The sequence below is a fragment of the Acinetobacter sp. ANC 4805 genome (assembly GCF_022549495.1).
GTDB lineage: Bacteria > Pseudomonadota > Gammaproteobacteria > Pseudomonadales > Moraxellaceae > Acinetobacter.
Map to the genome: position 1 here is coordinate 78,242 of NZ_JAKZGD010000003.1, position 19,468 is coordinate 97,709.

The following is a 19,468-nucleotide window of genomic DNA, read 5'->3' on the forward strand; positions in this document are numbered from 1 at the left end:
TAGAAAAAGAATTGAAAAAAGGAAAGCACCAATGTATCAGGTGGGTTGGGACAAACAGCAAATTAAAGTTATACCAAAAGGCTATGCTATGTTTGGCTATGGGCAATGGTCACATCGGGCTTATGAACAAAGAACAGCGTTATATGCTCGTAGTGTGAGTATTGTCGATCAGCAGCACAATCGATTATTGATCTGTTGTTTGGATTTAGGTTGTATTACCCATGCGATGCGTAGCCAAACCGTAGAGAGACTCATCGAAACTCTAGGTTCAGCATTTGATGAAAATCAATTGGTGTTAATGGCTACTCATACTCATTCTGGGCCTGGCGGTTGTGGGCATGAAGCTTTATACAACATGCCGACCCCTGGTTTTGTGCCTGAACATTTAAATGCCATTGTAGAGGCACTTGTACAGAGTATTAAAAATGCGATTGCTTCTGAACAAGACACTGAAATTTTTATCAGTACACAGCATTTTCTAGAACAGACACCTGTCGCATGGAATCGTTCAATCAATGCTTATAACCGTAATCCAGAGGTTAAACCACATACTGAAGCAGAAACGCATCTGGCTCTAAATCGTGAAATGCAACTGATTGGCTTCTACCGTGAACAAAAACTCCAGTCTTTTATTTCCCTATTCGGTGTACATGCAACTTGTTTGGGAAATTCTTTAAACGCCTATGATGGCGATAATAAAGGGTATGCGGCGGCATTTTCGGAACAAGCTTTAATTCGACAAGGGATTCAGAATCCAGTCACAATTTTTGCGCAAGCGACTGCGGGTGATGTGTCGCCACATTTTCATGGTAAAGACCAACTCAAGATTCGTAATAAGATTAAAGGCGAGCAAGAGTATCAATACGCACAACAAAATGGGCGTTATCAAAGTGAACTGGCTCTGACTGCTTTGCAACAAACTATTCCTGAAAAACTGCAAACCGTCGAAGGCAAGATTGATGCCGTTATGTCCTATGTAAACCTGAGTAATATTGAAATTCCTGCTGAATTTGCACATGGACAGTTGGGTGCAAAAACCAGTCAGCCTTGTCATGGTACGGCTTTTTTTGCAGGAACACCTGTCGATGGTTTAGGTGCGCCAAAAGTTTTAATTAAAGGGATGCAGTTTTTAGCCGATCAATTTCGCAAACAAAAAAACAAGTATCCTAATGCAGCAGATTTTGCAGCGTATCAGCAGTTGTATGCATCTCAAGGGCCAAAACAGATTCTATTGGAAGCGGGTACTAAAAAAATTCTAGGTCAGCAGATTGGTTTTCCGCCGAGTATTCTTGATCCGTTGATTGCTGAGATGAACCGACAAGTGAAAGCTGGCGCGATTCAGCACAGTCCTTTAGTCCCAAGTGTAGTTCCCTTACAGATTGTACGATTAGGATCGTTAGTGTTGGTCTGTTGTCCGGGAGAATTTACCACCATCGCAGGGCAGCGTGTGGTCGATACAGTGAAACAGACGCTTACTGCACAGGTATCCATTGAACGAGTGTGGTTAGCTTCATATTGCAATGATTATATGGGTTATGTCACCACCTATGAAGAATATCAGCAACAAGCTTATGAGGGTGGGCATACCTTATTTGGTCAATGGACATTGGCAGCTTGTCAGAGCAAATTCAAAGATTTGGCAGAACAATTGTTGTTAGAAAAAAATAAACGTCATTATGATGAAATGACACGACCACAGCAAATTCCAGCACAGGAACTCGTAAAACGTACCAATCATGGCAATTTAAAAACTGCCGTTAGCCAAGGAGAGGCAGTATGAGTGATTTAAAACAAGGCATCTGGTCGAACTGGTCAGGCTTCCAAAAAGCCAAGCCACAACAGATTTTACAACCTGCAAATATTCAAGAACTACAGTCTATTGTTAGAGAACAGCAGAAAATACGCGTGGTCGGTGCAGGGCATTCCTTTACGCCGTTGGTGTGTACCGATGCGACCTTAGTATCTTTAGATCGAATTTCAGGTGTTGCATCTTTCGATCTAGAACGCTGTCAAAGCAATATTTATGCGGGTACACGTTTATATGATTTAGATCAGCATTTACAGCAGCAATCCATCAATCAGGCTTTGATGAATCAGGGGGACATTGATCAGCAAAGTCTGGCAGGTGCGGTTTCTACAGGGACACATGGCACAGGAGCACATTTACATTGTATTTCGGCCTATGTTGAAGCTTTTGAGTTATTGACTGCATCAGGTGAAATTCTGAAATGCAGTCGAACAGAACATCCTGAAATCTTTGCAGCAGGGCGAGTTTCTTTGGGTAGCTTGGGAATCTTAACCAAGATCACTATGCAGAATCGCCCACGCTATAAGCTCAAAGAACATATTCAACTTTGTCCTGTGGAAGACATGATGCAGCACATTCAGCAATGGAAACATCAGCATCGGCATATTGAGTGCTTTGTCTTTTCTTATGAAAAGCAGTTAATGTTAAAAACTTTGGATGAAACCGATGACGAGGTTTTGCCACGCAAAGAAAATTTTCCGTCGGATGATACTTTACTGACTTTATGTTCTGAGTTGACTAAAAACTTTCCTTCGTTGAATCCTTATTTACAAAAACTGTTAGGCATTTTTGTTAAACCGACCACCTATGTCGATTGGTCGAGTAAGATCTTTCCGACACCACGAAATACTAAATTTAATGAAATGGAATATCAGATTCCTGTTGATCAAGGGCTTGCCTGTTTAGACGAAGTATTGCATGCATTAAGACGCTATAAAGTCGCCACCTTTTTTCCGCTCGAATTTCGCTTTGTCAAAGGCGATGATATTTGGCTCAGTCCTTTTTATCAGCAGGATTCTATTTCGATTTCAGTGCATCAATATCATAAGCAAGACCCGAAGTTGATTTTTGATGTGGTTGAGCCGATCTTGCAGAAATATCGAGGGCGTCCACATTGGGGTAAAATGCATCATATGACCAGCACACAACTTCGGGCTTTATATCCAAAGTGGGATGATTTTATGGCTTTACGTCAGCAGCTTGATCCCAAAGCAAAGTTCTTAAATCCCTATCTGGAAAAGTTGTTTTTAGGTTAGCTTTAACTTGGGTTCGACTTAAATGTTTATTTAATTTATTGAAAAATAATTAATTTAACGGAGTCTTACCGAGTTTTTATCCATTTTAGGATAAGCCACTTCGTCTTGCGCTTCACCAAAGCTTTAGTCGCTTTGGTTTGCTCAGGCTCGCCTTACTTTGGTTTCGCCCTGAGAAGTGTTTGAGGCTTGGTAAGGTGTATTTAAACGCTTGCACTTTGCCAAAGCTTTAGTCGCTTTAGCTTGCTCAGGTTGTAGATGACATTCCCTTGTATAAGATGGTTTTTTAGGATCACGATTAAATAAAAAAGGTATAGCCATGTTGGATCATTATTTTAAACAACTCAATCTCGATCTCAAAAAACAGGGGATTGCGACCCCGCAACTTATTGTGGATGCGGCTGCGTTAAAACAAAATATCCAGCATGTGCAACTGCGCTTGTCACATGCACCACATTTAAAAGCCCGTTTGGTGGTGAAATCTTTAGCGAGTTTAGATTTACTCAAGTTGTTATCTGAACAGCTTAATACGCAACGTTTTATGGTGTTTCATCAACCGCATATCATTTCGATCCTAGAAAATTTTGCCGAAGCTGATATTTTGTTGGGTAAACCGATGCCTGCTCAAACAGTACGTCATTTTTTTGAACAACATGTAGAATGGTCAAATGCCAAAATTCAATGGTTGATTGATACCAAGCAACGCTTGCAACAGTATCTTGAGATTGCTCAGCTCTATTCTCTGTGTTTGGATGTGAATATTGAGATTGATGTTGGTTTGCATCGCGGTGGGGTGCAGTCCGCCCAACAACTGACAGAAATTTTAAAACTGATTCAGCAGTATCCGCAGTATTTAAAACTTTCTGGTTTGATGGGCTATGATGCGCATGTCACCAAAATCCCAGCCATCATTAAAAAACCTGAACTGGCTTATCAAAGTTCGCAGCAGACCTATGCCAACTATCAAAGATTGATTCAAAAACAGTTCCCAACATTGTGGAATGATGAGCTTTGTTTTAATGGAGGCGGCAGCCCAACTTTTAGCTTTCATACGACTGAAAGTGTCTGCAATGATTTATCTTTTGGTTCAATGTTATTAAAACCGAGTGATTTTGACAGTAATTTTTTAAAGGCTTTACAGCCTGCTTTATGGATTGCATCGCCAGTCTTAAAAGTTTTACCTTTTACCCAGCTACCATCAATGTCTTTATTGGATAAATTGCCACATAAGTATAAGGCACTGTTTATTTATGGCGGATATTGGCTTGCCAATTATGTATATCCAAAACAAGCGCATCCACATGCATTGTATGGGCGAAGTAGTAATCAGGAGTTGGTGAATGTACCGAAGCATTGTGATATTCAAGTCGATGATTTTGTGTTTTTAAGACCGACGCAGAGTGAAGCGATTATTCCTCAATTCTCAGAATTAAAACTATATCAGCAACATGTTTTTGAGACATGGCAAACTTTCCGTGAATGAAAGGCTGTTGAGCAGCTGAACTTTAAAATAAATCAGTTAAATGACAGCTTTTCGCTTCAGTCAAATTTTCAATGGAATCGACCAGTAAAACATTGGTATCTTGCTCACTTTTATATGCAGCAATGACTTCTGCATAAATCGGCTGTTTCAGCTTTGCTGCTGTTGATAAAAAGCCTGATATTGCCTTTTTGTCAGACCAATCGGCATCTTTCAACACATATTCATTCTGAGTAAGATCGCATCGCGTTAAAATGGCTTTTTTATTCTGAACGGTTAATGTGCCAATAAAAATATCCATCGTTTCTTTGGGTTCGGTTGAATTGGCAAAGGCGGTTAAAGGATGAACTAGGCTATATGCCAGCAAAGAAAATATAAGAGACATTTTTTTCATTGAATTTTTCCTAGCGATCAAATCAACTGTAAAAATAACATTGTCGAGATGCTAATTTAATCAGTTTCTTTGACGCAAGGAAATCGTTGAGTTGGAACAGTGGAAAGTGTTGCTACAAGACAACATATTGATTAAGTCGAATCATTAAAAATGATAGCCAATTTTTAGACCGTAAGCGATTGCGCTGTTATTTTTAAAATCAGCTTGTTCTGCGATCGACTTAACACCTTCAATTGGGATGTAATATGTACCATCTTCCGCAACCACATCACCTAACCAGAAGTATTTCATTCCGCCTGCAATAAAATAATTTGGTGCAGGGTTGAACTGAACACCTAAGCCAACGCCCCAAGCGCCTTTAGTCGGATTTAAAGTCGATGCAGGATTGCCTGTACCTGAGTCCCAACTCACTTCAGTGGATGCGCTCCATTGTTCAGTAAATTGATGTCCGAGACCCAAAGTCGTAGCCCATTGATCTTTTTGATAACTGTCTAGGTCAAAGCCACCTGTATAAGCTCCTCCACTGATTAAGGTCGTCAGATATTCAGTCATCGCGCCAAATTGAGTCGGACGAATATGGAATTCTTTCCAATTGACCCAACGGACATTGGCATAGGCGAGCGTGTCTTTATAGACACCTGTTTGAAAATCAATATTGACGGATTGTGGTGTGCTAATGGTGGTTTTACTTGCTGTGGTGATTTCTAAGGGCTGACCAAACATAGTTTCAGTCACTTGCATATCGTGGTCGATCTTAGAGCGATAGGTCATGGCTGCTTTCAAGGCAATATCTGGGATTTGATAACTCAGACCAGCCAGCCAGCCCACAGCATGGTTTTGTTTAAATTTCGCATCATAGCCATTAAAGGCTTCGCCATAGGAATTGCCACGAAGTACGACATCACCTTTAACGGATTGATAGACTGCACCACCATACAGTTGAAAGTTGCTGAAAGGGCTAACCCCCAAAATCATGCTGATACTTTCGGTATCGACATTGACCGATGTGCCTTGTTGGGTAAATTTATTATCCGAAAAAGTATTATTAGATTGCATCGGATAACGGATATCTGCACCAAAAGGTTGATCATAGAGCAGACCAAAGCTCATTTGATCAGTCAGTTGTAATTTTAAAGCAGCATTGTAGTATTGGAAACTATTGCCCATATTGCCTGTATTTAAATTTTGCGGATCATTGACCAGTTCAGGTCGATTGCGGATTTTTCCTGAAATATCGGGGTCAACAGCGGTTACATTGACCTCTACATAATTACCATTTTCGAGAAAGGGTAAAATAGATTGCCCTGATTGATCTAATGCAGAAGCATGATTCACTGCACTTGTAAATATTGTGCATATACCAAGCACAATTGGATTGAATTTCATTTTGATCATCCTTGCAAAACGGTATTTTATTTTTTAAAACAATATTTTTATTAATAGACATTTTTTCTATCTATAGCAGCATGATTCCACTCATGATTTGAAATAGAAAGCCAATGTCCATACTGTAGTGAAACATTTTTTTTAATTAGGAAGTAGGGTTAGAAATGATCAATATAGGGGGGCGAATCGGTCAGATAGATTGATTAGGCAATAAAAAACCTTGTATCGAGACACAAGGTTTTTGAGATATCTATTTAAATTTTATTGTTTAACAATCAACACTGGAATATGTGATTCAGTTAAAACGGCACGAGCGACACTGCCGAGCAATAAACGTTTTACCCCTGTACGCCCATGTGAACCCATAATAATAAGGTCTGCGCCAATTTCATCAGCTATAAAAATAATGCCTTCACTGGCTGCACCATGTTGGATTTTAGTTTTGACCTCAATACCATCACGAATAAAAGATTGAGCAATATCTTGTAGTTGAAGTTTAGCGTGTGCTTCCGCTTGCATAAAATGGTCAGTAATTGCAGGAGCAACTTGATAAAAGTCGACACCGACAAATGGATCAACCGCAACCACACTCAGCACCGTGACTTTTGCCCCTGATAATTTTGCTAGAGACAATGCATGTTCAACGGCTGCATAAGAAATTGGAGAATCATCAACGGCAACTAAAATATTTTGATAAGACATATTTACTCCTTATAGTTTATCGTTGTAAAAGATAAAAGTATAAGAAGTTGATAACATATTGAACTCTGTCTAGCAAATGAGATGATGCTCAAAAACCTATGATTACGCTGGAAATAATATAGAAATATAGGAAATCCCCTAGCAAAATATAGCGCTAAGAGAATCTCTGTATTTTTGTAATTTGGTCTCATATTTAAAATAATAGGAACACTTGTGTTACTTAGTTTAGAAGCGTTTAAACAACAAAGATTTGATCAAGTTGCTGCCAAAATTATGGCTGATCCAGAAGCTTATTTGGCATTTGATTCGGTTTCAGATTTTTATAAAGCTGTATGGTTGGATGAATTTCCACAAGGGACAACATGGTCAGCCACGGGATTGGATGATGGTGCAGAGCAGTTTTATGCAATGATTGAATATGCAAATCACTATCTCTATATCAGTCGGACTGAACGAGTAACGGTAAAATTAGGTATAAGACATCATTACAATAAAAATTACTAATCCGAGCAGTCATTAATTTTTACGTGTTCAGATTCTGTGATTGAAATGAGAATGATATAATTTGCTGCGATGATAAAACCTTAATTAAAACTAAACGGAAATTTAAAAAATGGCACATCAATTTACGGTGAATGAAACAATTCATGGCGTTTCAATTGAAGACTTTTCAAGATTAGTTGCTATGACTTCATTGCATGAAGCAGTGTGTAAACGTATTCCAGGTGAAAACTTAGAAATTATTGAATCGGCTGTAAAGGGTGATATTTATACACTACGTCGTGAATATAATCTTGATGTGAATATCCCAGAAGTAGCAAAAAAATTATTAAAAAATGCATTCCGTTTAAAACGTTCTGACGTTACAGATTTGAAAAATTTAACGTCAACAGTGGAGTTAGGTGCAAACTTACCTTTAGAAGCAAAAGCTGAACGTAAGGTAACGGGAAACAGTGAAAAAGTAGACATTGCACTGACTTGGACTGTTAAAGTTAAAGTACCTTTGATTGGTGGTATGCTTGAAAAGCATGCAGAAGGCGAAATTCGTAAATTTAGCCAACTAGAGATTGAAATTGTAGAAGAAGAATTAAAGAAAAACCTATAATTCTGAATAGATTGAAAACTCTCCGTAAGGGGAGTTTTTTATTTTAGAAACGCAGAAAATAGGGCAGGATTGAAAGAATCACGCCGATGACACTTAGCAGCATTGTACTTTCGATAAAGTATGGGTAAATCATGAGTACTAGACCACAGACTAAAGGCACGGTCATCTTTTGTTTTTTGCCATACATAAAATAGCCTAAGCCAATCGACCCGAAGATAACACCTAGAAAAAGTTGGGTTGCGTTCATTGCGTTTTGCCATACCTTATTTTTATTGCGCATATACTATGGCAAGATTCTTAAATGAAAATTATAGAAGCAGAATTAAATATCTCATACTATGTGATCTAGTATTTCAAAAATTATAAGGTTCTGATGAGTGTAATTTTACCTGTAGCACAACGTGGTGAAGAGATTTTAAAAATTAAAGCAGCGGCTGTGGCTGATGCGGAGTTTAATAGTGATTGGCTCTTGCAACTGGCTTCTGCGATGCAAGTGACTATGCTTGAGCGTAATGGTGTTGGGATTGCTGCGCCACAAGTCTATATTTCTAAGCGTGTCATTATCGTTGCTTCTCGTTCAAACCCACGCTACCCAGATGCACCTGATATGGATGCAGTTGTTATGGTCAATCCTGAAATTTTAGAATTTTCTCAAAAGATTTGTTTGGGTGAAGAAGGTTGTTTGAGTGTACCGAATGAGCGTGGGCAGGTAGAACGGGCGCAAGTAATCAAAGTGCGTTATTACACTTTGCAAGGTGAAGTGATTGAAACGGCTTTTGAGGGTTTCCCCGCACGAATTGTTCAGCATGAGGTTGATCATTTGGATGGGGTATTGTTTGTGGATAAAATGAATCTTGCATGAATAAAATACCTCCCAATTCTCATTTAAAAAGAGAGGGATTATCATTTAAGTAAATGTTTGCATGACACTTTTTTCTTTGGTGAAGTCGGGTTGGGAAAGGGTGGAATTCTGGCTTAATAATTAAAAAAAATAATAAGAGTTTATAAATTATGCAACCTTATAATAAGAACTTAAAACAGCCATCTCGTGATTTACGCAACAATATGACCGATGCTGAACAACTGTTATGGCAGAGATTAAGACGTAAACAGATTTTAGGGCTACAGTTTTATAGACAGAAGCCTATTCTCAATTTTATCGTCGATTTTTATTGTCCCGTAGCAAATTTAGTTATTGAATGTGATGGTGGGCAGCATTACACAGCAGAAGGGTTGGAGGCTGATCGAGTAAGAGATGAAGCTTTGGCACAGTTGGGGTTGAACGTGCTGAGGTTTGATAATAGGCAGATTTTGACTGAGATTGATGCTGTTATTGAACTTATATTTCAAACCGCCCAATCCAGAATCCCCCTAAATCCCCCTTTATAAAGGGGGACTTGCCGTGAATTTGATGGTGGTGTTTGATTTATGTTACTCCCTCCTTTTTTAAAGGAGGGCTGGGGAGGATTCAAAAAATACCATCTAATTGATTTTTTATATAAATATAGGCTAAATATACCTACTTAAAAATAGTTTAATGAAATTTATTACTTTTTTATTTCTAATTCTTGTATAAAATTAATTCAAAATTTAGAAGAAGAGAAAATTCATGTTTACGAAAATTATTAAATTAGAAAATGTAAAACAATGGCAACATACTGGTAGTAAAGGTGGTTCAGAAAATGATTTTGGTAAGTTAAATTTAATTTACGGAAGGAATGGAGCTGGAAAATCGACACTAACAAAAATTCTAGACTTAATTAATAAAAGAGATATTGTTAACATCAAGCAATTAGCCCCGTTGGAGAGAGAAGCAGAACCAATCTTCAATTTTATTATTGAAGGCAAAAATATTACTTTAACATCAATTGATCAAGCCCCTGAATTTCACATTTTTAACCAAAATTTCATTGATGAAAATTTATATTCTTCTAATGGTGTAGAAAGTTCACAGTTAGTAAATTATTACGATTTCTGCTTAGGAAAAGTTTCAGTTGATAAGCAAAAAAAAGTTGATACTTATAAAAGTGAAATAGCTAATTTAACTGCTCAAATGCAACCTTTAGAAGCTAAGCTAAGAGCGCACTTTGGTAACAAAACAATAGATCAAATAAGGAAAATAAAATTTAAAGAAAATACTGAAATTGAAATCGAAAATCTAACGAAAACATTGCATGATCAAAAGTCCGTTAATTTGTACAGACAGAGGAAAAAATTGACGGTATTAAGCTTGGTTACTCCCACTTTTGACAAAAGTATTTTTGAAACTACTTTGGAGAAAATCTCAAAAGAGGCTCAAGAAAAAGTAACTCAACATATGAAAGAACATTTTGCAAAAGATGATGAGCATTGGATAAAAGATGGTTTAGAGCTAGTAACAGAAGCAAATTTTTGCCCATTTTGTGCTCAAAGTTTAAATGATTCCCCAATTTTTAGTTTTTACAGTGAGTTTATAACGGATTCTTATAAGCAGGCTTATGATGATTTTGAATTAAAAAAACACTCAAACTTTGAATCAAAAGCTTATGAAATAGGTATACGTATTGATGAGTTAGTTGAAATAATTACCTCTAATTTTGATTTGATTCAAACATGGTCTGATCGGATTGAAAAATTAGATTTGATTATCGAATTAAAAGGGTTGAGTAATGCACATAAACTTTTCTTTCATGAGGTTAGGGATTTAATAACGAAGAAAGAAAAAGACATTTTAACATCTGTTAATTTTAATAAGTTTGATGAACTTTTAAATTCAGTCTATGAAAAAGCTAACTTTACTGATTATAACAATAAAGTCTCAGTATTTAATCAAAGAATTGATGAGTACTTGGCAACATTATCACAAGATCAGAGTCAAATAATAAATCAACAAATTTCAGAATTGAAATTAACACAATTGCGGTTTTCGAAAGAAGTTATTTCTGATCTTGAAAGTTTTAGTAACTACAAAACTGATAGAGATGCAAAAACAAGATCTATGACTGAATTACGAGATTTAATTCTAGAAGAACAACAAATTCTTATTGAGAAGCATAAAGATGGAATCAACGAATTATTAAAGAAATTTAATTCAATGATTAGGCTTAGTTCTTTTGAGAAAGATAATAAAGGACATAGAGGGGCGAGCCGTATATCTTACGGTATTACATTTTTGGACAAAGAATTATCAATTTTGAATCATAATGAGATAATTTTCGATAGAGTTTTAAGTTCTGGAGATAAATCAGCCTTAGCCCTCGCTTTTTTCCTATCTAAGTTCAAGGATGAAGACTTCGAACCATCAATCATATTTTTTGATGATCCAATGAGTTCATTAGATGAGCATAGAAGAAAGGCTACGATTCAAGAAATTCAGTATTTGGTGGAAAGAGAGTTTCAAACCTTTGTTTTAAGTCATGATCCATTTTTTCTTTCAGATATAAGCAAATTAAGCGCTATTTCTAAATGGGCGAAGTGTTATGAAGTTGAAACTAAATTAATAGACTTTGATCCTTTAGATCCAAATAGCAATAAAGTCTGTAATAGTAAATTAATTGTGCGTCAAAATTTTTATTCTTATGTTTTACATTCTTATTATCAGGAATACTACAAACTTTGGGATTTTGTTCAGGCAGGAAAAGAGGAACAAAAAACTGAAATAGCAAGATCTTTACGGCCAATTCTTGAAGCATATTTAAGATTTCTATTTCCAAAGATTTTTACTGAGGATCTCTGGTTGGGAAATATGATTACAATGATCAGAGAAGAAAAAAATGTAAAAAGTCCTTTATTTGACAAAAATCAAAAGTTGGCTGAAATTCAGTCAATCAATGAGTTCTCAAAAATTTATCATCATGCTGATGGCTTTGATACCTGTATTCAAGGTATAGATTTTTCGACTTTACATGGTTATGCAAAAGATACCTTGAGATTTATAACAGGAATTAATTAACAATCCCTCCCAACCTCCCTTTGAAAAAGGGAGGAGCTGTCACGTCACTCATTTGATACGCAAAAGTTCCCCCTCTTTTTTAAAGAAGGTGAGAAGCATTGCTTCGTAAGGGAGATTATAAAAACTCTAAATTAAACAATCGAATCATCTAAATTCGGTGCTAACCAACGCTTCGCTTCATCCAGTGTCCAGCCTTTACGCTTGGCATAATCCTCAAGCTGATCTTGAGAAATTTTACCCACGTTAAAGTATTCACTTTCAGGATGCGAATAATAGAAACCACTGACAGAAGAAGGTGGCATCATCGCAAAGTGTTCAGTCAATTTTGTACCAATCTTTTCTTCCGAACCTAACCAGTCAAACAACACTGCTTTTTCAGAATGCTCAGGACAAGCAGGATAACCTGGTGCAGGACGAATACCAACATACTTTTCTTTGATCAATTCTTCATTGCCCAAAGTCTCATCAGCTTTATAGCCCCAGAACTCTTTACGGATACGCTCATGCAAATGCTCTGCAAAAGCTTCGGCAAAACGATCGGCCAACGACTGAACCAAGATTGCAGAATAATCATCACCTTTGGCTTTATATTCATTTGCCAATTCTTCCGCACCGAAGATCGACACAGTGAAACCACCGAGATAGTCGGTATTGTCTTTAGAGGTGCTAATAAAGTCGGCTAAAGATAAGTTTGGTTTGCCTGTGACTTTGTCCGACTGCTGACGCAAGTGTTCAAAAGTATGTGTGACATTCTGCGCTGTTTCATCAAACACGCTGACTGTATCTGCATCTGTACGTTGTGCAGGGTATAGACCAAATACAGCACGCGCATCGAAACGATTATTCTCGATCACATCTTTGAGCATGGCTTGTGCTTGATTATACAAATCCGTTGCAGCTTCACCGACAATCTCATCTTCTAAGATTTTCGGGAATTTACCTGCCAAGCTCCAAGAGATAAAGAATGGTGTCCAGTCAAAATACTCCACTAATGTTGCAAGTGGGTAGTTGGTCAGTACATGTGTACCCATTGTATTTGGAATTGGTGGTACATAATTCGCATCCACTTTAAAGCCATTTTCAATCGATTCAGCATAGCTGAGTTTGGCTGCTTTTGGCTGCTTATTGGCTAAACGTTCACGAATCTTGGCATATTCAGCGCGATGCTCAGCAATAAAGTTACCACGCATTTCTTTCGAGAGCAGGGTGGTTGCTACACCGACTGCACGCGATGCATCGGCGACATAAATCACCGCATCATTTGAATATTGCGGATCAATTTTTACCGCAGTATGGGCTTTCGATGTGGTTGCACCACCAATTAACAAGGGAATATTAAAGCCTTTACGTTGCATTTCTTTGGCAACAAACACCATTTCATCTAAAGATGGCGTGATCAAACCTGATAAACCGATGATGTCACATTTTTCATCAATTGCCGTTTGCAAGATTTTTTCACACGGCACCATTACGCCAAGGTCAACGATGTCATAACCATTACAACCCAAGACCACGCCCACGATATTCTTACCAATATCATGTACGTCACCTTTTACCGTTGCCATCAACACACGACCTTTAGATTGTGCATCGCCTTTTTCGGCTTCGATGTACGGGTTCAACCAAGCCACAGCTTGTTTCATGACACGAGCAGATTTAACCACTTGAGGTAGGAACATTTTGCCTGAGCCGAACAGGTCGCCGACCACGTTCATACCATCCATCAATGCACCTTCAATGACATCGAGTGGACGTTTTGCTTTGAGGCGTGCTTCTTCGGTATCTTCATCAATAAAAGTCGTAATACCTTTGACTAAGGCATATTCAAGACGTTTTTCAACCGTTTCATTCCGCCATTCAAGATTTTCAGCTTCACGTTGCGCACCGCTATGACCACGGAACTTTTCAGCGACTTCAAGCAGTTTTTCTGTGGCAACTTGACCTGATTCACCTTGGTTTTGGTTTAAAACAACATCTTCAACCGCATCTTTGAGTTCTTTTGGAATATCGTCATAAATCGCCATTTGACCAGCGTTAACGATCCCCATGGTCATGCCTTGTTTGATGGCATAGTAGAGGAACACAGAGTGAATTGCTTCACGTACAGGTTCATTACCACGGAATGAGAAGGATACGTTGGATACACCGCCTGAAATCATGGCATGCGGTAGGTTCTGTTTGATCCAACCTGTGGCTTCAATAAAATCGACGCCATAGTTATTATGTTCTTCAATCCCTGTTGCGACTGCAAACACGTTCGGGTCAAAAATAATATCTTCGGCAGGGAAGCCCACTTCATTGACCAAAACATCATAAGAACGTTTACAGATTTCACGTTTGCGTGCAGCCGTATCTGCTTGACCTGTTTCATCAAATGCCATGACAATAATCGCAGCACCGTACTGACGGCATAGACGTGCCTTTTCGACAAATTCGTCATAACCTTCTTTCAATGAAATTGAGTTCACGACAGGTTTACCTTGTACACATTTTAAGCCTGCTTCGATGATCTCCCATTTCGATGAGTCAATCATGATCGGTACACGAGAAATATCTGGCTCAGATGCGACAAGATTTAAGAAATGTACCATCGCATTTTGCGAATCGAGCATCCCTTCATCCATATTAATGTCGATGATCTGTGCACCAGCTTCAACTTGTTGCTGCGCCACTTCCAAAGCTTCGGCAAACTTTTCTTCACGGATGAGACGTAGGAATTTTTTTGAACCCGTGACGTTGGTACGTTCACCCACATTGACGAACAGTGAATCATCATAAATATTAAATGGTTCTAAACCACTTAAACGACATGCAGGCTTTGTTTCAGGAATCTGACGTGGTTTTATATTTTTAACAGCATTGTAAATGGCACGGATATGATCAGGCGTTGTACCACAGCAACCACCTGTAATATTGATTAAACCACTTTCTGCAAATTCTTTGATGAACGCGGCTGTTTGTTCAGGCGTTTCGTCATATTCACCAAAGGCATTTGGTAAACCTGCGTTTGGATGGGCAGAAACAAAGGTATCTGCAACATCTGCAATGGTTTTAACGTGCGGACGCATGGCATCTGCACCCAAGGCACAGTTAAAACCAATCGACAGTAAGTCACCGTGGCGAACCGAGTTCCAGAACGCTTCAGCGGTTTGACCTGTTAAAGTACGACCTGATGCATCGGTAATCGTGCCTGAGATCATTAACGGAAGTTCATGACCAAGTTGCTTAAATACTTCTTTTACCGCAAAAATCGCCGCTTTACAGTTTAATGTATCAAATACGGTTTCAATCAAGATGATGTCTGCACCACCTTCGATTAAGGCATGAGTGGCTTCGATATAGTTTTCTTTGAGTTCATCAAAAGTAATGTTACGGAACGCAGGATCATTTACATTTGGTGAAATGGAACAAGTACGCGAGGTTGGGCCAAGTACACCTGCAACAAAGCGTGGTTTATCTGGGGTTGAATATTTGTCACATGCCGCACGTGCTAGACGTGCTGCTTCACGGTTGATCTCTGGAACGAGGTCTTCCATGTGATAGTCCGACATTGAAACACGTGTGCCATTAAAGCTGTTGGTTTCAATAATATCTGCACCAGCATCTAAATAGGCTTCATGAATCCCTTGAATAATTTGGGGTTGGGTTAAAACCAATAAGTCGTTATTGCCTTTTAGGTCTGATGCCCAGTCTGCAAAACGTTCACCACGATAATCTTCTTCTTCTAATTTATGGCGCTGGATCATCGTTCCCATTGCACCGTCAATAATGAGAATGCGTTGAGCAAGAAGTGATTTTAGGGTGGCAAGCGTGGACATAAGGAACCCCAGTAGATAATCAATATAAAAAAGCAGGGGCATTGTAACAGAAGCGCAGAAAAAGCGCGTATTTTCAGCATTAGCTTGAGGTGATTCATTGGTTCAAATGGAAAATGTCATAAAACTTTCATGAAATTGCAATAATTAAGCGGAATAATGCCTAAAAAGACGACATGTATTTTGAAATATGACAAATAAGTTTCATATTTTGTTGTGTTTGTTGCAAAATCAGACAAATAGTTCTGAGTAAAATTTTTTTGACTTAAGGTATTGTTTTTATATGGTTTAAATGAATATTTAGATGATTTTTTCTTTGAAAAATACAAAAAAATGTAAGAAAAATATGAAATTTTGCCTTCATATGACAGTCTGTTGTCATATAATTGTCATAATTTAATTAAACAATACAGAGGATTTTATTATCCTCTAACCGTCTACATGAATTCTAATATTCCCCCTGTTTCGGATTCACCGCTTGCCAGTTCTACGGCAAAATCGACGAATGTACATGTTGCTACACCGAAATTTTTTATGCCGGTGTTTTTAACGATTATTATTGCAACACTTATTTATATTGGTTTTCAGGTGAGTGCTGACTTAGCGCATGTGCCACCTTTGAGTTTGTACTCTGTTATTCTTTTAGCGACAGCACTTTTCATTGCATTAGGCTTTGAGTTTGTCAATGGTTTCCATGATACCGCCAATGCGGTTGCAACGGTCATCTATACCAATGCCTTACCTGCACCTGTTGCAGTGATGTGGGCAGGTTTCTGTAACTTCCTTGGGGTTATGGTTGCCAGTGGTGCAGTTGCTTACGGTATTATTGCTTTACTCCCTGTTGAACTGATTATGAATGTTGGCAGTGGAGCAGGTTTTGCGATGGTTTTCGCACTGCTGATTGCTGCGATTCTTTGGAATCTAGGAACGTGGTTTCTTGGTATCCCAGCCTCAAGTTCACATACCTTAATCGGTTCGATTTTAGGTGTAGGGATCATGAATCACTTGTTAAATGCCTCAACAGGTACAGCAAGTGGTATTGATATGGATCAAGTGATCAAAGTTGGTAAAGCTTTATTATTTTCTCCATTAATCGGTTTTGCATTTGCTGCAATCGTATTTTTGTTGGTGAAAACAATTTTCAAGCGTCAACTTGAACTTTTCCAACCACCTGAAGGCAATAAGCCACCGCCACCATTAATTCGTGCGATCTTGATTTTCACTTGTACTGGTGTAAGTTTTGCACATGGTTCAAATGATGGTCAAAAAGGTATGGGCTTGATCATGTTGATTTTGATTGGTCTAGTTCCTTTAGCTTACTCATTGAATAAGAGTTTAGATGCTGAACATTTACAATCATTTGAGCAACTTTCAACTCAAACAGCAACCGTTTTAAATGTAAATCAGAATGAGCTTTCAGATGAGAAAGCGCGTGCTGTATTGACCAAATATATTCAAACTAAAGAACAAACGGCTGAAGTTGTACCTGCATTGGCAAGTATGACAGCGCACCTAGGTACACGTGTTGCAAATTATGGTGATCTTAAAGCGATCCCAGAAGCTGCGGTCAGTGAAATTCGCAATGATATGTATTTAAGTACGACTACTTTCAAGCGATTAGATAAAGCGAAAGCTTTGCCAGAAATGGATAAAGACCAAGCCAAAGTGGTAAAAGAATACCGTAGTAATCTTGATTCATTCCTCCAATATATTCCGAATTGGGTTAAAGTTGCCGTGGCACTTGCGCTTGGTTTAGGTACTATGGTGGGATGGAAGCGTATTGTGGTTACAGTGGGCGAACGTATTGGTAAGAACCATATGACTTATGGTCAAGGGATGTCTGCTGAACTTGTTGCAATGACAACGATTGCTGCTGCTGATGGTTTAGGTATGCCAGTTTCAACAACTCACGTTCTAAACAGTGCAGTTGCGGGTACGATGGTGGCGAATAAATCAGGTTTAAATTTTGCTACAGTGAAAACCATTCTTTCAGCATGGATATTTACATTGCCAGCAACGATTTGTTTATCTGGTGGTTTATACTGGTTGTTCTTACAGTTTGTATCTTAATTTCGTCTGATCGAACGTATAACTGGGTTTTAAAAGCTTTGCTTCGGCAAGGCTTTTTTATTTGTGATTTAAAGATCCAAATGAGTGAAGATGGGTTCGTGATTTTATTTAACCTGAGTTCGATCTAAAATCTAGGGATATATGAGTTAGAAAGCGTTGGGCAATTTGTTTAGATCTCATCGTGATAGAGTTGATGGGTTAGCCTGTATTGAGATAGAAAATAGTTTTATTCCCCAAACGAGGAATATTTTTACCTTATGTTATAAGCTAGTATAAATAAAACATATGATGGGCTTGATTGTAGGCTTAGAAATCTATATAAAAATACAATGTGTTTGACCAGTTAATCTATTTACACTCCGCCATTCTCCAAATAGAGAGTGGCTTTTTTTATTCAGATGAGAGGAGGTAGAGGTTTTCTTGATATTTTTCTCTAGAGTATCTGATGGAAAAAGTTTGTTTAGCTGATAAACAATGTGGTTTATGCAACGGTGATCCCAAATTTAATGCAAAAAAAGAGCTGTTTTCACAGCTCCTTTCCTTTAAGTTCTATACAGTGTAAATTTAAGCCTGTTGAATTCCAGCAACGACCCAATCCTGTTGCGAGCCGGCAGGTTTAATAAAATGCCAAATCTCTGTAAAAGGCTGTGGCAAGCTATTTAAATCTTCGCTCACTGTACCTGTAAAACGAACGCTCACAACATACTGACCATTTTCAGTTGTGCTTTCTACAACCATCGCATTCAGATTGCTAAATTCAGCAACGTCTTGGTCTTGGTTCGCCATAATGTCACTGTACATAGATGTATAAAGTTCAGGGGTTAAGTAACGACGAATCTCTTCGATGTTACTTGCACTGTTTACCGATTGAATATGGTTAAAACGTTGACGTGCAACCCGTAGAAATGCAGCAGGTTCAGTACCATCAGGTAACTGATTGCCACTGCTCATCGAAGCACTACCAAACGCCGCTTGAGGTGCATTTCCCCCAGCGACTGATTGACCAAAGATATTGGTATTGTCAGCTGTTGAAGATGTATTTTGGCGACCAAAATTATTTTGAGCATTGTTATTTGGTGCATAAGGGTTGTTCGCTGCGACTTTTTGCTTACCCTTGAATTTACGGAAAATAAAGAAAGCGCCCCCTGCAATCAGCAATAACCAGATCCAACTAGGAATACCACCTTTTTCTTCCTGTTGAGCTTGCTGAGTTGCTTGTTGCTCTGTTGAGGTTGGGTTTTTGTCATCAGCTAATGCATTTGCTGCGACAGCACCAACAGCTGCACCAGCTACACCAGCTGCAACCATTGAACCGACGCCTGGACCTGATTTTTGGGGTGCAGTTTGTTGTGGAGCAGGCGCAACTTGACGTGGTTGTTGAGCTGGCTGGCTCGCTGAGCTAGATCTGCTCATACCATGGCTTTTCCCACCACCAGCACGTTTTGCTTCCGCTAGCGGTGCTGCAACCAAAGTTGCCATTAAAAGAGCTGCCATCAAGCCACGCTGGTGTACTTGCATCGAAAAT

Annotated in this window: 15 protein-coding genes; 9 read left to right on the forward strand and 6 right to left on the reverse strand. The window is 38.5% G+C overall.

Annotated elements, in window-relative coordinates; all coding sequences use genetic code 11:
* The first annotated feature begins 31 nt into the window (after nt 1-31).
* From MMP60_RS04930 to MMP60_RS04940, 3 genes are all read left to right on the forward strand, one after another.
* A complete protein-coding gene (locus MMP60_RS04930) occupies nt 32-1,780 on the forward strand; it encodes a neutral/alkaline non-lysosomal ceramidase N-terminal domain-containing protein (RefSeq protein WP_241335240.1) in 1,749 nt (582 codons plus the stop codon).
* Nucleotides 1,777-3,063, forward strand: a complete 1,287-nt coding sequence (locus MMP60_RS04935) for a D-arabinono-1,4-lactone oxidase (RefSeq protein WP_241335241.1) — start codon at nt 1,777-1,779, stop codon at nt 3,061-3,063. Before MMP60_RS04930 ends, MMP60_RS04935 begins: the two co-directional genes overlap by 4 nt.
* 316 nt (nt 3,064-3,379) lie before the next feature.
* Entirely contained in the window at nt 3,380-4,543 is a 1,164-nt protein-coding gene (locus MMP60_RS04940; RefSeq protein WP_241335242.1) for an alanine racemase, read from the forward strand.
* A gap of 22 nt (nt 4,544-4,565) precedes the next feature.
* Here MMP60_RS04940 and MMP60_RS04945 read toward each other — a convergent pair whose 3' ends face one another.
* The 3 genes from MMP60_RS04945 to MMP60_RS04955 form a co-directional block, all read right to left on the reverse strand.
* Nucleotides 4,566-4,934, reverse strand: a complete 369-nt coding sequence (locus tag MMP60_RS04945) for a hypothetical protein (protein WP_241335243.1) — start codon at nt 4,932-4,934, stop codon at nt 4,566-4,568.
* Between the two features lie 144 nt (nt 4,935-5,078).
* Nucleotides 5,079-6,320 (reverse strand): transporter, encoded by a 1,242-nt coding sequence (locus MMP60_RS04950; protein WP_241335244.1) that lies wholly within the window; start codon nt 6,318-6,320, stop codon nt 5,079-5,081.
* A 261-nt stretch (nt 6,321-6,581) separates the two neighbouring features.
* Entirely contained in the window at nt 6,582-7,022 is a 441-nt protein-coding gene (locus MMP60_RS04955; RefSeq protein ID WP_241335245.1) for a universal stress protein, read from the reverse strand.
* Nucleotides 7,023-7,295: 273 nt separating this feature from the next.
* Between MMP60_RS04955 and MMP60_RS04960 the strand changes: the two genes are divergently transcribed.
* Both MMP60_RS04960 and MMP60_RS04965 read left to right on the forward strand, forming a co-directional pair.
* Nucleotides 7,296-7,526, forward strand: a complete 231-nt coding sequence (locus MMP60_RS04960; RefSeq protein WP_277603682.1) for a hypothetical protein — start codon at nt 7,296-7,298, stop codon at nt 7,524-7,526.
* 109 nt (nt 7,527-7,635) lie between these two features.
* Nucleotides 7,636-8,127 (forward strand): DUF2505 family protein, encoded by a 492-nt coding sequence (locus MMP60_RS04965; protein ID WP_241335247.1) that lies wholly within the window; start codon nt 7,636-7,638, stop codon nt 8,125-8,127.
* A gap of 43 nt (nt 8,128-8,170) precedes the next feature.
* Here MMP60_RS04965 and MMP60_RS04970 read toward each other — a convergent pair whose 3' ends face one another.
* Complete coding sequence (locus MMP60_RS04970; protein ID WP_241335248.1) at nt 8,171-8,374, reverse strand: amino acid transport protein; 204 nt, start codon at nt 8,372-8,374, stop codon at nt 8,171-8,173.
* Between the two features lie 126 nt (nt 8,375-8,500).
* Here MMP60_RS04970 and def point away from each other — a divergent pair, with 126 nt between their 5' ends.
* The 3 genes from def (at nt 8,501) to MMP60_RS04985 (ending at nt 12,058) form a co-directional block, all read left to right on the forward strand.
* The gene (def, locus tag MMP60_RS04975) at nt 8,501-8,989 is read left to right on the forward strand and encodes a peptide deformylase (RefSeq protein ID WP_241335249.1); all 489 of its coding nucleotides are present in this window, start codon (nt 8,501-8,503) and stop codon (nt 8,987-8,989) included.
* A gap of 149 nt (nt 8,990-9,138) precedes the next feature.
* Nucleotides 9,139-9,516 (forward strand): endonuclease domain-containing protein, encoded by a 378-nt coding sequence (locus MMP60_RS04980; protein ID WP_005089569.1) that lies wholly within the window; start codon nt 9,139-9,141, stop codon nt 9,514-9,516.
* Between the two features lie 220 nt (nt 9,517-9,736).
* Nucleotides 9,737-12,058 carry an AAA family ATPase gene (locus MMP60_RS04985; protein WP_241335250.1) on the forward strand — a complete coding sequence of 774 codons (2,322 nt, stop codon included), beginning with the start codon at nt 9,737-9,739 and terminating at the stop codon, nt 12,056-12,058.
* A 131-nt stretch (nt 12,059-12,189) separates the two neighbouring features.
* On the opposite strand, the gene metH is transcribed toward MMP60_RS04985, so the two are convergent.
* Nucleotides 12,190-15,876, reverse strand: coding sequence for a methionine synthase (gene metH / locus MMP60_RS04990; protein ID WP_241335251.1), 3,687 nt, complete (start codon nt 15,874-15,876; stop codon nt 12,190-12,192).
* A 438-nt stretch (nt 15,877-16,314) separates the two neighbouring features.
* On the opposite strand from metH, the gene MMP60_RS04995 reads away from it, so the two are divergent.
* Nucleotides 16,315-17,943: an inorganic phosphate transporter gene (locus MMP60_RS04995; protein WP_241335252.1), complete on the forward strand. Its 1,629-nt coding sequence runs from the start codon at nt 16,315-16,317 to the stop codon at nt 17,941-17,943.
* Nucleotides 17,944-18,507: 564 nt separating this feature from the next.
* On the opposite strand, the gene MMP60_RS05000 is transcribed toward MMP60_RS04995, so the two are convergent.
* Nucleotides 18,508-19,461 (reverse strand): Tim44-like domain-containing protein, encoded by a 954-nt coding sequence (locus MMP60_RS05000; RefSeq protein WP_241335253.1) that lies wholly within the window; start codon nt 19,459-19,461, stop codon nt 18,508-18,510.
* Nucleotides 19,462-19,468: the final 7 nt, after the last annotated feature.

What these genes read in the sequence shown, in the direction of transcription:
- MMP60_RS04930 (WP_241335240.1), top strand. Translation starts at nt 32, where the DNA reads ATGTATCAGGTGGGTTGGGACAAACAGCAAATTAAAGTTATACCAAAA.
- MMP60_RS04935 (WP_241335241.1), top strand. Translation starts at nt 1,777, where the DNA reads ATGAGTGATTTAAAACAAGGCATCTGGTCGAACTGGTCAGGCTTCCAA.
- MMP60_RS04940 (WP_241335242.1), top strand. Translation starts at nt 3,380, where the DNA reads ATGTTGGATCATTATTTTAAACAACTCAATCTCGATCTCAAAAAACAG.
- MMP60_RS04945 (WP_241335243.1), bottom strand. Translation starts at nt 4,934, where the DNA reads ATGAAAAAAATGTCTCTTATATTTTCTTTGCTGGCATATAGCCTAGTT.
- MMP60_RS04950 (WP_241335244.1), bottom strand. Translation starts at nt 6,320, where the DNA reads ATGAAATTCAATCCAATTGTGCTTGGTATATGCACAATATTTACAAGT.
- MMP60_RS04955 (WP_241335245.1), bottom strand. Translation starts at nt 7,022, where the DNA reads ATGTCTTATCAAAATATTTTAGTTGCCGTTGATGATTCTCCAATTTCT.
- MMP60_RS04960 (WP_277603682.1), top strand. Translation starts at nt 7,296, where the DNA reads ATGGCTGATCCAGAAGCTTATTTGGCATTTGATTCGGTTTCAGATTTT.
- MMP60_RS04965 (WP_241335247.1), top strand. Translation starts at nt 7,636, where the DNA reads ATGGCACATCAATTTACGGTGAATGAAACAATTCATGGCGTTTCAATT.
- MMP60_RS04970 (WP_241335248.1), bottom strand. Translation starts at nt 8,374, where the DNA reads ATGAACGCAACCCAACTTTTTCTAGGTGTTATCTTCGGGTCGATTGGC.
- def (WP_241335249.1), top strand. Translation starts at nt 8,501, where the DNA reads ATGAGTGTAATTTTACCTGTAGCACAACGTGGTGAAGAGATTTTAAAA.
- MMP60_RS04980 (WP_005089569.1), top strand. Translation starts at nt 9,139, where the DNA reads ATGCAACCTTATAATAAGAACTTAAAACAGCCATCTCGTGATTTACGC.
- MMP60_RS04985 (WP_241335250.1), top strand. Translation starts at nt 9,737, where the DNA reads ATGTTTACGAAAATTATTAAATTAGAAAATGTAAAACAATGGCAACAT.
- metH (WP_241335251.1), bottom strand. Translation starts at nt 15,876, where the DNA reads ATGTCCACGCTTGCCACCCTAAAATCACTTCTTGCTCAACGCATTCTC.
- MMP60_RS04995 (WP_241335252.1), top strand. Translation starts at nt 16,315, where the DNA reads ATGAATTCTAATATTCCCCCTGTTTCGGATTCACCGCTTGCCAGTTCT.
- MMP60_RS05000 (WP_241335253.1), bottom strand. Translation starts at nt 19,461, where the DNA reads ATGCAAGTACACCAGCGTGGCTTGATGGCAGCTCTTTTAATGGCAACT.